This is a genomic window from Leptospira sp. B5-022, from assembly GCF_000347035.1.
GTDB lineage: Bacteria > Spirochaetota > Leptospiria > Leptospirales > Leptospiraceae > Leptospira_B > Leptospira_B cinconiae.
This window is the reverse complement of record NZ_ANIJ01000006.1, coordinates 361,573-375,949: the sequence shown is the minus strand read 5'-3', so window position 1 is coordinate 375,949 and position 14,377 is coordinate 361,573. Positions and strand designations below refer to the sequence as shown.

The 14,377-nt window shown below is 42.9% G+C and carries 14 protein-coding genes; 6 read left to right on the top strand and 8 right to left on the bottom strand.

The genetic code is table 11. The features are described 5' to 3' along the window. Window positions 1-133: 133 nt before the first annotated feature. On the bottom strand, window positions 134-499 hold the full coding sequence (locus LEP1GSC192_RS02395) for a hypothetical protein (RefSeq protein WP_020768199.1): 366 nt from the start codon (window positions 497-499) through the stop codon (window positions 134-136). A gap of 83 nt (window positions 500-582) precedes the next feature. Between LEP1GSC192_RS02395 and LEP1GSC192_RS02390 the strand changes: the two genes are divergently transcribed. The 4 genes from LEP1GSC192_RS02390 (at window position 583) to LEP1GSC192_RS02375 (ending at window position 5,173) form a co-directional block, all read left to right on the top strand. Further along, a complete protein-coding gene (locus tag LEP1GSC192_RS02390) occupies window positions 583-2,349 on the top strand; it encodes a phospho-sugar mutase (protein WP_036088702.1) in 1,767 nt (588 codons plus the stop codon). Continuing rightward, on the top strand, window positions 2,346-3,560 hold the full coding sequence (locus LEP1GSC192_RS02385) for an aspartate aminotransferase family protein (RefSeq protein ID WP_020768243.1): 1,215 nt from the start codon (window positions 2,346-2,348) through the stop codon (window positions 3,558-3,560). Before LEP1GSC192_RS02390 ends, LEP1GSC192_RS02385 begins: the two co-directional genes overlap by 4 nt. Window positions 3,561-3,579: 19 nt before the next feature. Further along, complete coding sequence (leuB, locus tag LEP1GSC192_RS02380) at window positions 3,580-4,656, top strand: 3-isopropylmalate dehydrogenase (protein WP_020768412.1); 1,077 nt, start codon at window positions 3,580-3,582, stop codon at window positions 4,654-4,656. 109 nt (window positions 4,657-4,765) lie between these two features. Further along, window positions 4,766-5,173 carry a response regulator gene (locus LEP1GSC192_RS02375; RefSeq protein WP_020768332.1) on the top strand — a complete coding sequence of 136 codons (408 nt, stop codon included), beginning with the start codon at window positions 4,766-4,768 and terminating at the stop codon, window positions 5,171-5,173. A gap of 22 nt (window positions 5,174-5,195) precedes the next feature. Here LEP1GSC192_RS02375 and LEP1GSC192_RS02370 read toward each other — a convergent pair whose 3' ends face one another. Then, a complete protein-coding gene (locus LEP1GSC192_RS02370) occupies window positions 5,196-5,894 on the bottom strand; it encodes a polyphenol oxidase family protein (protein ID WP_020768493.1) in 699 nt (232 codons plus the stop codon). A 95-nt stretch (window positions 5,895-5,989) separates the two neighbouring features. Here LEP1GSC192_RS02370 and LEP1GSC192_RS02365 point away from each other — a divergent pair, with 95 nt between their 5' ends. Together LEP1GSC192_RS02365 and mutS are read left to right on the top strand one after the other, a co-directional pair. Next, window positions 5,990-6,652 carry a phosphoribosylanthranilate isomerase gene (locus LEP1GSC192_RS02365; protein ID WP_020768506.1) on the top strand — a complete coding sequence of 221 codons (663 nt, stop codon included), beginning with the start codon at window positions 5,990-5,992 and terminating at the stop codon, window positions 6,650-6,652. Beyond that, window positions 6,621-9,179 (top strand): DNA mismatch repair protein MutS, encoded by a 2,559-nt coding sequence (gene mutS, locus LEP1GSC192_RS02360; RefSeq protein ID WP_020768138.1) that lies wholly within the window; start codon window positions 6,621-6,623, stop codon window positions 9,177-9,179. The genes LEP1GSC192_RS02365 and mutS overlap by 32 nt, the downstream gene beginning before the upstream one ends. 103 nt (window positions 9,180-9,282) lie before the next feature. Here mutS and serB read toward each other — a convergent pair whose 3' ends face one another. From serB to bioD, 6 genes are all read right to left on the bottom strand, one after another. Next, window positions 9,283-10,149, bottom strand: a complete 867-nt coding sequence (serB, locus tag LEP1GSC192_RS02355) for a phosphoserine phosphatase SerB (RefSeq protein ID WP_020768504.1) — start codon at window positions 10,147-10,149, stop codon at window positions 9,283-9,285. Between the two features lie 5 nt (window positions 10,150-10,154). Beyond that, window positions 10,155-10,898, bottom strand: a complete 744-nt coding sequence (locus LEP1GSC192_RS02350; RefSeq protein ID WP_020768349.1) for a GDSL-type esterase/lipase family protein — start codon at window positions 10,896-10,898, stop codon at window positions 10,155-10,157. Between the two features lie 25 nt (window positions 10,899-10,923). Next, on the bottom strand, window positions 10,924-11,097 hold the full coding sequence (locus LEP1GSC192_RS19895) for a hypothetical protein (protein WP_008591702.1): 174 nt from the start codon (window positions 11,095-11,097) through the stop codon (window positions 10,924-10,926). Between the two features lie 148 nt (window positions 11,098-11,245). Continuing rightward, window positions 11,246-12,340: a biotin synthase BioB gene (gene bioB / locus LEP1GSC192_RS02345; RefSeq protein ID WP_020768039.1), complete on the bottom strand. Its 1,095-nt coding sequence runs from the start codon at window positions 12,338-12,340 to the stop codon at window positions 11,246-11,248. 68 nt (window positions 12,341-12,408) lie between these two features. Beyond that, window positions 12,409-13,713 (bottom strand): adenosylmethionine--8-amino-7-oxononanoate transaminase, encoded by a 1,305-nt coding sequence (gene bioA / locus LEP1GSC192_RS02340; protein WP_020768222.1) that lies wholly within the window; start codon window positions 13,711-13,713, stop codon window positions 12,409-12,411. After that, the gene (gene bioD, locus LEP1GSC192_RS02335; RefSeq protein WP_020768404.1) at window positions 13,710-14,375 is read right to left on the bottom strand and encodes a dethiobiotin synthase; all 666 of its coding nucleotides are present in this window, start codon (window positions 14,373-14,375) and stop codon (window positions 13,710-13,712) included. The genes bioA and bioD overlap by 4 nt, the downstream gene beginning before the upstream one ends. Window positions 14,376-14,377: the final 2 nt, after the last annotated feature.

Below are 14,377 nucleotides of genomic sequence, written 5' to 3'. Positions count from 1 at the left end.
AAGAGGTATTGGCGTTTTAACTCTGTGTGCTCCGTGCCTCTGTGCGAAAAATTGAAAGTATTTGAATTACGTGCATAGTTTGAAAGGAGAGACGAATGAAAAAGGTCTTCTTCTTCATCCTCCCCCTTCTAACTCAGGAAAGAAGCAATGCAAAAGCTCCAAAAAAGGAAAGTAAAAAGAGACCGAGTAAGATCCAACCTAACCCACTTAAGAAAAATCGTAGATCCTTGAGAGCGAATAAGATCTGCTCCGGGTCCTTCTCCTCCAAAACCAAGGATTTACGGAAAGAAAGTGAAGCTCCGTATCCCAAAATCCCCAAGATAAAAAACAAAACCGCCGACACAGCTTGGATTACAATCTTTCCAGGGGCTTCTTTCAAAAAGGCTCCGAATGTTAAAATTCCGGAAAGTAAAAAGAGAAGAAAGGAAATGTTTCTTAAAACCGCTCTCAGTGAGTCCAGTTCTCTATGTTGTTCTCGGGAAATTTCATTAGATTCCATACTAATAGAATCGGCGAAAAAACGTCTTGAACCAGGAAGAACTAGATTTTTTATTCCAAGTATAGGGTGAACTAGAGAAATATATGAGCACAGAATCCCACATAGAATCCTGGACCAAAGCCCCGTTTTCCCCCCAGGTGCAAAAAGAAGCAGAAGAGATCCTGGAAAGATACAAAAAGGGAGAAACAATCGGTTTAGAGATCGAAGCATTTACCGTCCCCTTAGAATTCGGGACCGGAGGAATGCGGGGAAGGATCGGTAACGGGATCGGCAGAATGAACGAATTCACCGTTGGAAAAGCGGCCCTCGGCTTTTCCAGATACCTGGTCCAAAAATCCAAAAAGCCGATCTTAGTCATCGCATACGACTCCAGAAGGAGATCTAGAGAATTCGCAGAGGTTACCGCCGGTGTGGCTGCCTCTTTCGGGATCAAGGTCATCTTATTTTCCGAAGTAGCTCCTACACCGTTACTATCGTACGCGGTCCGTTATTATAAGGCAACGGGAGGTGTGGTCCTAACCGCTTCTCATAACCCCCCGGAATACAACGGCTTCAAGGCTTACCTTTCCAAAGGAGAGCAACTTGCTCCTCCCGACGATAAAAAGATCATTTCCTTGATCGATAAGGTGCAAGATTGGAATGAGATCCCGTTTCTTTCTTCCAAAGATCCTAAATACAAGAAGCTCGTCCAAAAAGCGGGAGAAGATTGTTTTTCTTCTTATCTAAAAGCTCTTAAAAAATCCGGGATCGTATCCACAAAGGTGACTCCAAAAGAAAGATCCCAAACTAAACTAGTATATTCTCCCCTCCATGGAACCGGAGGAAAATATATGAAGAAGTTATTACAAAACTTCGGATACAAAAACGTAACCCTGGTCCCGGAACAAAAAGATCCGGATGGAGAATTTCCAACAGTGAAATTCCCCAACCCGGAAGAACCGGAAGCCTTGGAACTAAGTAGAAAACTTTCCGAAAAGATAGGAGCAGATGCGTTCATCGCGACTGATCCGGATGCGGATAGACTCGGTATCGGTGTCAAAAATCCAAAAGGCGGATATACACTTCTGAATGGAAACCAGATCGGTTCTATTCTTGCAGCGTACTTAGCGGAGAAGGTCGGCTCCAAACCTAAAAAGGGAAAAAAACCAGTCCTTGTAAAAACCGTTGTAACTACAGACCTACAAGCCGAGATTGCAAAGAAAAACAAGATCGCACTGAAAAACGTTTTAACCGGTTTCAAGTTTATCGCGGAAGTGATGGGAAAACTGGACAAGAATAAAACCCAGTATTTCCTATTCGGCGGAGAGGAATCCTACGGATATCTACCAGTGGATTTCGTTAGAGACAAGGACAGCTTGTCTTCTGCACTTCTACTCATGGAAGTTCTTTCCGAAAAAAAAGACCTTCTTTCCTATATGGACGATATATATTTAAAATATGGGTTGTATCAAGAAAGTCTAAAGTCTTTAACATTAGAGGGACTAGCAGGCAAAAAAAAGATCCAAGACTCGCTCCAATCTCTCCGAGACAACGATCTGATCGGGAAATCGATCGGAAAAAGAAAGGTCACCGGATTTTTGGATTTTAAGAATAAGACCGCAAAAGGTAGCGCTTCTAAATCGGCCTTTTCTGGACTTCCTTCTTCCGATGTGATCCAATTAGAATTAGAAAACCAGGCAAAGTTGACCATCCGTCCCTCCGGGACTGAGCCTAAGATCAAAATTTATTCTTCTTTCAAGAGTAGGACTTCTCCTAAGACCAAAGCTGAGCTCCCTAAACTCACGGAAGGTTTACTAGAAGAATTGAAAGAAACGGAGTCCTTATTTTTACAATTGGCGGGTTTATCATGAACGAAACTGCATCCGAATTCCAAAAGACAAAAGAACTTACAGACAAGTATCTTCTAGACTTATTCAATCGTTACCCTGTGGCATTCCGTTACGGAGTGAACGAATTATTATTCGATCAAAACAATAAACAATACATAGACTTTTTAGCGGGAGTCGCAGTTACAAATCTGGGTCATAGCGATCCGGATATTATAGAAGTGATCCGCAACCAAATAGACAAACTGATGCATACTTCCAATTGGTTCTATTCGGAAGAGGCATCTCGTTTAGCGGAACTTCTCATCCTAAATACCTTTCCTGGAAAAGTATTCCTATGTAATTCCGGAACGGAAGCAACCGAAGCCGCATTCAAACTGGCAAGGGCTTATGCGGAACAGAAACAGATCCATGATCCGATCATTATTTCTCTCCACAAAAGTTTTCACGGAAGATCCGTTTCCGGTATCAGTTTGACCGGTCAGAAAAAAATGCATACAGGTTTCGGAAAGTTATTGGATGGAATAGAATTCGTCAGCCCGAACAGTGAAGAAGAATTGGTGGAAGCTTTCGAAAGATTTGCCGGTAGAGTGGTGGCATTCATCGCAGAGCCCATTATTGGAGAAAGCGGGATCATTCCACTCACCCACGGTTATATGAACCTAGTGAGGGAATTAACCTTGGAGAATGAGGCTCTTCTCATTCTAGACGAGATCCAAACCGGTTTCGGAAGAACTGGTACCATGTTCGCTTTCGAAACTTTCGGCTTTTCTCCGGATGTAATGACTCTTGCAAAAGGCCTTGGTTCCGGATTTCCGATCGGCGCCTTGATCGTTGCGGAAAAATACGAAAACGTTTTAGCGAAAGGCACTCATGGCAGTACATTTGGCGGGAACCATTTAGCTGCAGCGATCGCTTATGAAACGATTAGAGTTATTCAAACCAGAGATGTTCTTGCGAATGTGAACTCTTGTTCTGAGATCGCGTTCAGCCGCCTGAACCAGATGAAACAAAAAAATAAGATCATAAAAGAGATCAGAGGAAAGGGTCTGCATATCGGAATCGAATTAACCGTTCCGTCTAGACCGATCGCGGAACTGTGTCTGGAAAAAGGACTGATCGTAAATGCAACGGGAGATACCGTCATTCGGATCATGCCTCCGCTTACGATCTCCACTCAATATTTGAATGAGGGATTGGATATTTTAGAATCCGTCCTCGAATCACAGAAATAAAAAGGAAAACATATTCTCTATGAAAAAAGTAGCCGTATTAGCAGGGGACGGAATCGGCCCCGAGGTCATGAAGGTAGCCCTATCCGTTCTGAAAAAAGCGCTCGGCTCCAAAGCTTCCGACTTCCAATTTACGGAAAGCTTAGTAGGAGGAATTGCAATCGATAAAACCGGTAGCCCTCTTCCTCCGGAAACATTAAAACTTTGTGAAGAATCGGATGCGATCCTGTTCGGATCCGTTGGTGGTCCTAAATGGGAATCTCTTCCCCCGGAAAAACAACCGGAAAGAGGAGCACTTCTTCCCTTACGTAAACATTTCGATCTATTCGCAAATTTACGACCTGCAATCATTTATCCGGAACTCAGGGGAGCTTCTCCGATCAAACCGGAAATCATTGGAGAAGGTTTGGACATTCTTATCCTAAGAGAATTAACCTCCGGGATCTATTTCGGTCAGCCTAAAGGTAGAGAAGGAAGCGGAGCGGAAGAATTCGCATACGATACGATGAGATATTCCCGCAGAGAGATCGAAAGAGCGGCAAGAGTCGCTTTCGAAGCCGCAAGAAAAAGAAATAATAAGGTCACAAGTATCGATAAGGCAAACGTATTAACCACTTCCGTTTTTTGGAAAGAAGTGGTGATCGATCTGCACAAAAGGGAATTTTCAGACGTCCAATTATCCCATCTTTATGTAGACAATGCGGCGATGCAGCTGATCGTAAATCCGAAACAATTCGACGTGATACTTTGCGAGAATATGTTCGGGGACATTCTTTCCGACGAGGCTTCTATTATCACAGGTTCCATCGGAATGCTTCCTTCCGCTTCCCTTTCGGAATCCGGTTTCGGTTTGTATGAGCCTTCCGGCGGTTCCGCTCCGGACATCGCAGGCAAAGGAATTGCGAATCCGATCGCTCAGATCTTGAGTGGTGCCCTACTCTTACGTTATTCATTCTCTATGGAAGAAGAAGCACAAAAGATAGAATCGGCAGTCCGTAAAGTGATTTCCGCAGGAAAACGTACCAGAGATATCGCCGAGAAAGGTGCCGAAATTTTGGGAACGGAAGAAATCGGAATAGAAATTGAGAAGGTTTTATAAAGCCTGGAATTGAATTCCATGCTTGGAAAATTTCATATTTTTACGTATATAAATACTAAATATGCGAAACTTTCTGGAAATTTCTTGAATTAACGGGGACGGTGACTGGATGAAAGGCGGAGTAGCTCCATCGGGAAGACCTTATCAGGTAATCATTGCGGAAAATTCTAAATTCCAAGCCAAACAATTGGCTCAGATCCTGGAATCCGAAGGTTACGAAGTGGTCGGTTTTGCGGAAACGGGCAAAGAACTCCTAAACATGTACAAGGAAAACCGAAAGGTAGATTTGATTACCTTAGACCTTCACCTCCCTGTAATAGACGGCTTTGCGGCTTTTTACGAAATGAAAGATATGGGAGTTCTTCCCCGAGTGATCGTGATCACTGATGAAAACACACCTGCAGTCATCAAGGCCCTAACGGAAGACGGTATTATGGACTATCTAGTAAAACCGATCAAAAGGGAGAAGGTTCTAGAAAAAGCAAACGCTACCGTCCGAAAAACGATCAAGATCTGATCCTGATACAATTCGTCCGATCTTATTCCAACCAGATACAATTCAAATTCCTACCGGTATCCCCCCTTCTATGACTGAAAAACTTAGAATTAGGAGACATGGTGCAAACACCGGCAGTTTCCAAAAAAGGTTGGATCCCTAGACTTTTAATCCTATGAAGTAAGAAAGTTTTTTGTTCCAGTAAAAACTTTCCAGGCTCTTCCAAAACTTTCAGCGAGTTTGGGACTTCTTTTCTAAATAGAGAAGCTACATCTTCTCCGACTTCGTAATGTTTGCCGGTCGCATACGGTCCTAAATAGAAATGGACCAATTCAGGATCCACTCCATATCGTTTTTGCACATGGGCCAGGGTTTTTTCCGTAATTCCTGCAAGAGTGCCTTTCCAACCGGAATGGATCACTCCGACTAGTGCAGGCCTTCCTGTCCAAAAGAAGATAGGCATACAATCAGCCGTTTTTACGACTAAGATCTTCTTAGGTTCCGTGGTAAAGAGTGCGTCCCCAGTGGGAATTTCGGCGCTCGGTGATCCGTTTGCCTCCAGGACAGTAGTTCCATGCTCCTGATTCATAAAGAATATATCTGCGCCCGCAACTCCGGAGGCCTGGGCAACCCTTTCCCGGATAAAATTGGGATCGTTTGGATCTCCGGAAGCGTCTTTGTTTCCGAGGATCAAAAGTCTCAGGCTTCTTTTGTCTTCTAGAAAAAATCTATGGTCGATCATACTTGACTTGGGGAAGTCCTGGTCTTGTATAGAAAAGAGAGGAAATATTTCGAGCCGGAAACGGAACCAAAATATAATCCCGGAAAAAAAGTCCCATGTCCCAAACCCCTAAAGTAAAAATCTGCGGTATACGAAAAGTAGACGATCTGAAGGTATGTGTGGAAGAAGGAGCCGACCTAATCGGCATCAATTTTGTTTCTTCCAGTCCAAGACTTGTTTCTCCAAATGAAGCGGAGATACTGATTACCTATTTGTATACTTCCGTTCCTACTTTTTTACGTCCAAAGATCGTATTCCTTTTTTATAAATCTTCAACCCATTATATAGAATCGATTTTAAAAAATTTGCAACACGACTATGTCCAATACGTTAGCGACGACTCTTTGGCTCCCGGGGAAACTTCTCCACTGTATCAAAGTAAAGACACAAGAATAATTTCCTATCGTGTTCGGGGAAAAGTAAACGATGATTCTCTCCATTTCCTAAATTCAGATTTATTGATATTAGATAGTTATAAATCGGATGCAGGCGGCGGAACAGGGGAAAGTTTTCCTTGGGAACAAGTCTCCGAAGTTCGCAGGCCTTATCTACTCGCAGGGGGCTTAACTCCGGAGAATGTGGCACAAGCTCTTGCTCAAACAAAGGCTTACGGAGTGGATGTGGCAAGCGGTGTGGAATCTTCTCCCGGAATTAAGGACCAAGAACTCATTCGGAATTTTATTAGAAATGCAAAAAGATTCTCTTACAACGGAAACTAATTCTCCAGACCTGACAGAGGCCCTAGATACTCCTATGATGAGGCAGTATCTGGAGATCAAAGCCAAGTTTCCTGATTCTATCCTATTCTTCCGGATGGGCGATTTTTATGAGATGTTTTTGGAAGATGCTAAAATTGCTTCCGCAATCCTGGATATAGCGCTAACCAAAAGACAAAACTCCGTTCCGATGTGCGGTATCCCATTCCATAGCAAGGATGGTTATATTTCTAGATTACTAACTGCTGGAAAGAAGATAGCGGTTTGTGAACAATCCAGACCGGAAGATGGGAACACAAAGCTCATGACGAGAGATGTGGTGAGAATCATCACTCCCGGCACAGTCATCGAAGAACATTTACTCTCCGGTTTCCAAAACAATTATTTATGCGTCTTGGTCCCGAAAGCCGCTTTGATCTTTGTGGGAATGGCCGACGTTTCCACGGGAGAAGTTTTACATTTTGCCGTTCCGATCTCCAGGACACAAGTATTGGAGTCGGAGTTCGTAAAATTTAGGCCCAGTGAGATCTGTGTATTCTCCCAAGACCTAGAAAGGATCAGGGCCTGGCAGAACTTCGGAGAAAGAGAACTAACCGTTTTAGACGCATCTAAAATCGGATCGGAAAACTCTAACGATCCATTCCAAACGGTTACTAAAACATTAGAATATTATATTAGAGAAAACTACAGGGATGGAACTCTCACCTTAAGAGAGCCGCGTATTTTGCAAACAGGTTCTTACCTGGAGATGGATAGAGAGACCATCTTAAACCTGGAACTCATCGAAAACGAAAAAGAAGAAAAAGGCCATACCCTATTTTCAGTTCTGAATTTTTGCAGTACCGCCAAGGGAAAGCGGGTATTAAAACAAAGGATCTTATTTCCGGAAACGGATCCAGCCATCCTAAAATCCAGATGGGAAAAACAAGATATTATCAAAAAGATCCCTTTTGCTCATCTAACCCAGGCACTCAAAGATTTAGGAGATTTAGAACGGATCCTTGGCAGATTTAGAGGAAACAAAGCTTATCCTCGTGATTTTAAAACCATTCTTTCTTCTATCCAAACCCTGGATTCTTTAATCGGTTACCTTTCCCCTCTTGGCTATCCGATCTCTAAACCGGATAAATTGGAAAAACTGAAGAGTTACATAGAAGAAAGGATCCATACAGACGAACTGCCTGTTATATTAGGAAACGGTAAATTTTTAAAAGACGGATTCGATAAAAACTTAGATAGAGCCAGAGAAGCCGGTTCCAAAGGTGCGGATTGGATCTTAGAATTGGAAACGGAAGAGAAAAAGAAAACAGGGCTTTCTACTCTTAAGATCAAATACAATAAGATCGTCGGGTATTTTATAGAGATCTCCCGTGTACAGGCGGAACAGGCACCTAAAGAATATCTCAAAAAACAAACTCTAGTTACCTCGGAAAGATTTACCACTGCCCGATTAGAAGAGATAGAAAGAACTATTTTAGAAGCGGACGAGATCATCCAAAAAGTGGAGAAAGCGGAATTCGAAAAAATGGTCCAAACCGTTTTGGAATATTCTTCCGAACTGTTAATCGTCTCCGAAGAATTCGGAGATCTGGATTTCCAAATCTCCCTCTTAAAAGCGGAGGAGAAATTCGGTTGGATCCGCCCCGAACTAAGCGAAGATTCCACTTTGGAAATGAAATCTTCCAGACACCCGGTTGTAGAAGCAAGTCTACCGGTAGGCGCAAAATTCACTCCGAATGATGTAGGTTTGGATGGAAAGGAAAACTCAATCGCCATCTTGACGGGTCCGAATATGGCCGGTAAGTCCACATTCATGAGGCAGATTGCGATCAACCAGATCTTATTCCAGATCGGCGGGAGTGTGGCCGCTGAAACCGCTAAACTCCCGATTTTGGACAAATTATTCACTCGAATCGGAGCGGGAGATAATCTGAATGCGGGAGAGTCTACATTCTACGTGGAAATGAAAGAAACTGCGAATATTCTAAAGAACTGCACCTCTCAATCATTATTACTCTTTGATGAAGTAGGAAGAGGAACTTCCACGTACGACGGGATGAGCATTGCCTGGGCGATCTTGGAATCTCTTTCCGAAATGCATCCAAGGCCTAAAACGGTATTTGCAACCCACTATCACGAACTTACGGAACTTTCCAGGCTCCCAGGTGTTTGGAACCTTCATATGGAAACGGTGGAGAAGGATGATAAGGTAATTTTCTTACGAAAGGTAAAACCGGGTAAGGCTAAAAAATCCTTCGGAATTTATGTGGCACAACTTGCGGGAGTTCCAGACTCCGTTGTTAAACGTGCAGCGGAAATTCTCACAGACATGGAATCCAGGAAGAAGGAAATCCGCATCCAAACCAGAGAACCTTCTCTATTTCAGGATATAGGTTCTCCAAATTCGGACAATCAATTCTGGCAGGACTTTAAAAAGGAGATTACGGATCTTCCGATCGATTCGATGACTCCGATAGAAGCGCTGAAACTTTTGGACGATTGGAAGAAGAGAGTCAGCTCGCGTATTTAAGACTTCGTTGTGGGAATTGCAACGTTTATTTCAAATATCGTGCTGAAGTTCCTACATACATTTTACAGATACTTGTTGGAATTCCTTGATGTGTTCAAACATCTTACTCTTCAAATAAATACAAAAGAACATCCATAGACGCAAAGTCGATCCAATTGGAAATATTGGCTTTAAGACCATCTTTCGCATGAAATCCGATCCCAATCCCGGCAGCCTCTAACATAAGTTGGTCGTTTGCACCGTCACCTACAGCGACAATATTTTCCTTCCTCATTTGGAAACGAGATTGTAGTTCTAAAAGAGAATCCCTTTTGATATTTTTATCCACCACAGTTCCGGAAACAGTACCCAGCAGTTTATCCCCTGCTCTATCCAGATAATTTGCTCGGACCTCGTCTATGGAATATTCTTGTTTAAATCTTTCTAATATGTCGGAGAAACCTCCGCTAAAGACCGCGGTTTTCGCATTCTTCTTCCTAAGTTCCTGGAATAATTCAGGAACTCCATAATTCGGATGTAATTTAAAATACAAGTCGTCGAAAATGGAAACAGGAAGATCTTTCAGATAAGAACACCTTTTATGGAGAGCTTCATGGAAGTTTAGATTTCCTTCCATAGCTTCCTTGGTCACTTGTGCTACTTCTTCATAAACGCCTGCGTATCTTGCTAATTCGTCAATGACTTCTTCCTTTATCAAAGTGGAATCCATATCGAAACAAAATAAGGCAGCATCTTTTAAAAAAGAAGAGATCTGGATGAGATCAATTTTTCTAAATCTTTGTAGTTCTTGTCTTAGATAGACTAGTTCTTCTCTTGGAAATGTACGATCCGTTTTCCAGACATCGCATACGAAATCTTTGGAAACTTCGGACCTTCTTTCTATAAAAACAGCCTGTCCGAATCTATCGGAAAGTGCTTCGGATAATCTTTGGGGATCCGAATCTTTTTTAGGACTAAAAAATAAAATCACGGAAATTATCGAACGAGAGATTTAATTTTGCGAAGCCAGATGATATAGGCATCTCTATTGATATGGATCGGGTCTTTTTTTCCATCATAAGAAAATGCCAATTCTTCTCGGATGAATGGGATCTCTTTTTGTCGGAACTCCGGCCAGATATCCAAAAACTGGACGTTCTGGTTCTCGTTTGCGATCCTCAACAGCCAGGAATTGACGATAGGAGATACGGAGTTCACATTTCGACTCAAAACCGGCGGAATCCCGAGTATAAGCAGTTTTGTATTCGGCAGACTGGTCCTGATCGTTTGGACCAACTGCTTATGGACCCCTTCTATATAATCCAGACATTTCCCGTCCCGGATATCATTTCCGCCAATCTCTAGGATAATGGTAGAAGGTTTTAGATTTAGTACAGTCGAGTCCAGGCGATTCAAGAGAAGTTCGGTCATATCACCTGCAATCCCACGATTCACGGAACCTGGAAAGTCGGTCTGGATCAGATCGGGCGGAATTGCGGCGATCAGACTATTACCCACGAAAACTATATTCGCCTTTTTTAATTTTTCGTTCTCATTCGTATAGATCAGAACCGCTTCCTGATACAATTTCTGGTAGGATTCCCATTCTTCCGAATCCCTGATCCCAACCTTATCCACACATTTGAAAGAAGGATTGTAATAATCGTATACTGTCCGGGTTTGGAAAACGGAACAAGAGATTAGGGAAAGGAGAAAAAAACAAATCCCTAATACTTTCATTTAATTTTAGGTCCCTCTAAAATTCTCAGTTCTCGGATTCTTTCATGTGAAATCGTTTATGCCAGTCGGCGATCTGAGCCTGCAGATATTCTTCCGTGTCACAAATACGAAATTCAATTGGGTTGTTGGAAACTGTATCGATCAATTTGGCTTCTATGTAGCCGTTTTTTAGTTTATTGATCTCTATTTTATATTTCATCCGACAATCTCCGTTATATCCAGGATTTTCATCCCTACCAGAGTTTCAATCTATTCCGAAATTAATATTGGAAAACCACCAAGCTTGGGAATCTTCCCATACTCGGTCCGAAAATGCTATACGATTTTTGGCTCTCAATTCAAAAAAACTATTTCAAGGATTTCCGATATTTATAAAGTTCCGGGAAATTTTCAGGCGCATATGGATGGTCTTTTCCAAGAGCGGATTCCCAATCGATTTCTTCTCCTACCCCGGAAGAAAATTCAGGATAAAAGCCCGAGTCTAAGATCATTCGGATCGTGTCTGCTGCATCGGAACCTTTTACGTTCAAATAGCCGCTTGCAAACAAAGAATTCGCGGCATATAAAGCCATTCCTTGTAAGCCTCTGAGATGCCCTTCTCTCCCGGCAGCAATTCGAACCTCTGAATCGGGATTCACTAACCGAAAAGCGATTAGAGTTCTGAGACAAAATTCAGGAGTTAAACTTTGAGGATTTTTGATCGCATGCCCTGCCACCGGTATGAAAAAATTCACAGGAATAGAGATCACTTTTAAGCTTTTGATCTCGTATATAACATCCGTTAGATCCCAAAGAGATTCTCCCATCCCTACGATCACGCCGGAACACATTCCCACTCCTGCTTTCATCAAATGGGTAATGGTCTCCACTCTTTGTTCGTAGGTGTGGGTGTCACAGATTTCGGGATAGTGTGCCTTAGAAGTATTCAGATTATGATTGTATCTGTCTAGACCGGCAGCCTTTAAACGTTCGGCCTTTTCTCTGTCCAAGAGACCCGCGGACAAACATACTTTTAAGCCTAACTCTTTGCTGATCTTTTCTATTGTGAATGCCAATTTTTCAGTCGCTAAGGAATTTGGCCCGGTCCCCGCAGTGACCATACAAAAACGATATGCACCGTTCTCCTTGGCTTGGACCGCGTCTTGGAAGATTTCCTCAGGAGACTTCATGGAATATTCCTGAACGCCGGAGCCCGCGTTCTTTCTTTGAGCGCAGTAACCGCAATCTTCCGGACAATGTCCGTTCTTAATATTGTCTAGAACGTGGATACGGACCGTTTTACCGAAGTATTTTTCACGGACCTTGAATGCCTTGTCCAATGCCTCAGTCAACGGGATCTGACCGCTTAGAATAGCATACGTTTCCTCCCGGTCGATTATACTCGGGACCTCCGAAAATACTTTTTCTTCGGTAACTGGGGGAGTTTCTAGACTAAGTTTCATTCTGCCGATAGCTTCCGAGGCAGTGTTTTTCTTGGCAATCTATATTCAGGCTAAAAAACGGGCGTTCGTCAATCTAAGATTTTATAAGCGGAAAGACCTTCTCGGATCGCCTGGAATACCCGATCTAAAGACGATTTAGAAATATTGTATGGAGGGGTTATATATATTACATTCCCAAGCGGTCGGACGATCACTCCTCTTTCTTGGCAGATCCTTCGGAACTCTCTAGCGAACGGGTTCACGTAACCTGGTTTCAATTTACCGGTAAAAACCTCTCCCACTCCTACGGAACCAAGGACCCTTGTATTTTTGATCTTGTCGGGAAATTCCGCCCTTAGTCTGGCCCAACCTTCTTCCAAATAGGACTCCAATCGTTTTACGTCGGCTAACCTATTTTCTTCTTTATAAATCCGTAATGATGCAAGCGCGGAAGCGCAACCCGGAGGATATCCCGTCATAGTATGTCCATGATAGAATGCCTTCATAGGTTCCGAGGATAAGAATTCTTTGTAAATTTCTTCCCGAACAAGAGTGACTGCTAAGGGTAAAATTCCGGCTGTAAGTCCTTTTGCAAGAGCAATCATGTCAGGTCGGATCCCCGCTTTTTGGTAGGCAAAATCGGTCCCGGTCCTTCCAAAACCGGTAAATACTTCGTCCAGAAGAAGAAGTACATCGTAACGTTCCGTGATCTCTCTCAGTCTTGCCAGAACGCTCGGCTTATGAAATAACATTCCACCGGCTCCTGCGATCAAAGGTTCCATCACCACACCCACTACTTCCTCCGAGTGAGCGGATAAATATGCCTCTAATTCGTCCAAACAATCTTCCGCACAGGAATGCGGAGATTTGGAAACGGGACAATCATGGCAGGCGGGAGAAGGAAAATTTTTAGTCTGGAATAAAAGGCTCTGGAAAACTCTATTAAATACGGAGTCTCCTCCTACGCTCATCGCTCCGATCGTGTCCCCGTGGTACGAATAGGAGAAGTTGATGAATATTTTTTTCTTTTCTCTACCTTGATTCCTAAAATACTGAAGAGCGATCTTAAGCATGATCTCGAGTGCAGTGGAACCGTTGTCCGAATAGACTACCTTATGAAAATTCCAACCCGTGAATTCTAAAAGTTCATGGGCGAGCTCCAGGGCGGGAGGATGGGTAAAACCTGCGAGAAGTACATGGTCCAAAGACTCCAATTGTTTTTTAACTGCGTCCACAAGTTTTGGATGGTTATGACCGTGGATGCTTACCCACCAAGAAGAGATCGCATCTATATATTCTTTACCGTTTTCATCATATAGAAATTCTCCCTTTGCGGAAACGATCTTTAAAGGAGGATCGGAATCTAGTTGGATTGTATACGGATGCCAGATCAAGGGAAAAGTAATTCCGGGAGGATTCTATCCGGATCGAATTCTTTTGCAACCTTATCCAAGAATTGCTTTCGAGACAATATCCTATCCGGAAGAAGAAATGTCCCTAAAAGTCCGATTTCAGCTGCTTCTATTATGGTCCGGATATTGTCAGACCTAAGAGGGTTTTCAGGACCGATAAAATATACACCCAAAACCTTGATCTCCCTTTTTCGAAGCGCCTCTAAAGATAATAACGTGTGATTGATCGTTCCGAGCTCAGTGGATGCCACCAATACCAATGGTAGTTTTGCCTGTTCCACTAAATCCGCAGTAAAAAAATAACGTTTGATCGGAACGTATACACCTCCGGCGCCTTCCACCAATATTTTAGCGTCCTTGATGCTGAAAAGATGCCTGGAGAGCTCGTCGGTCTCCACAGTCGTATTTTCCATTTCGGCGGCAAGATGAGGAGAAGCCGGTAACTCGAAGGTATAATAATTTTTTAAAAAATACGACTCGTTTAGTCCGGTAAGATTCATGATCTTCACACGGTCGGAATCAGTACCGGTTTGGATCGGCTTTAGATATTTAAGTCCAAGCTCTTCCGCATATTTCGCCATCATAAGAGAGCAGAAAAAAGTTTTACCGATGTCGGTCCCGGTTCCGGTTACAAAAATGGACAAAC

What these genes read in the sequence shown, in the direction of transcription:
- LEP1GSC192_RS02395 (WP_020768199.1), bottom strand. Translation starts at nt 499, where the DNA reads ATGGAATCTAATGAAATTTCCCGAGAACAACATAGAGAACTGGACTCA.
- LEP1GSC192_RS02390 (WP_036088702.1), top strand. Translation starts at nt 583, where the DNA reads ATGAGCACAGAATCCCACATAGAATCCTGGACCAAAGCCCCGTTTTCC.
- LEP1GSC192_RS02385 (WP_020768243.1), top strand. Translation starts at nt 2,346, where the DNA reads ATGAACGAAACTGCATCCGAATTCCAAAAGACAAAAGAACTTACAGAC.
- leuB (WP_020768412.1), top strand. Translation starts at nt 3,580, where the DNA reads ATGAAAAAAGTAGCCGTATTAGCAGGGGACGGAATCGGCCCCGAGGTC.
- LEP1GSC192_RS02375 (WP_020768332.1), top strand. Translation starts at nt 4,766, where the DNA reads ATGAAAGGCGGAGTAGCTCCATCGGGAAGACCTTATCAGGTAATCATT.
- LEP1GSC192_RS02370 (WP_020768493.1), bottom strand. Translation starts at nt 5,894, where the DNA reads ATGATCGACCATAGATTTTTTCTAGAAGACAAAAGAAGCCTGAGACTT.
- LEP1GSC192_RS02365 (WP_020768506.1), top strand. Translation starts at nt 5,990, where the DNA reads ATGTCCCAAACCCCTAAAGTAAAAATCTGCGGTATACGAAAAGTAGAC.
- mutS (WP_020768138.1), top strand. Translation starts at nt 6,621, where the DNA reads ATGCAAAAAGATTCTCTTACAACGGAAACTAATTCTCCAGACCTGACA.
- LEP1GSC192_RS02350 (WP_020768349.1), bottom strand. Translation starts at nt 10,898, where the DNA reads ATGAAAGTATTAGGGATTTGTTTTTTTCTCCTTTCCCTAATCTCTTGT.
- LEP1GSC192_RS19895 (WP_008591702.1), bottom strand. Translation starts at nt 11,097, where the DNA reads ATGAAATATAAAATAGAGATCAATAAACTAAAAAACGGCTACATAGAA.
- bioB (WP_020768039.1), bottom strand. Translation starts at nt 12,340, where the DNA reads ATGAAACTTAGTCTAGAAACTCCCCCAGTTACCGAAGAAAAAGTATTT.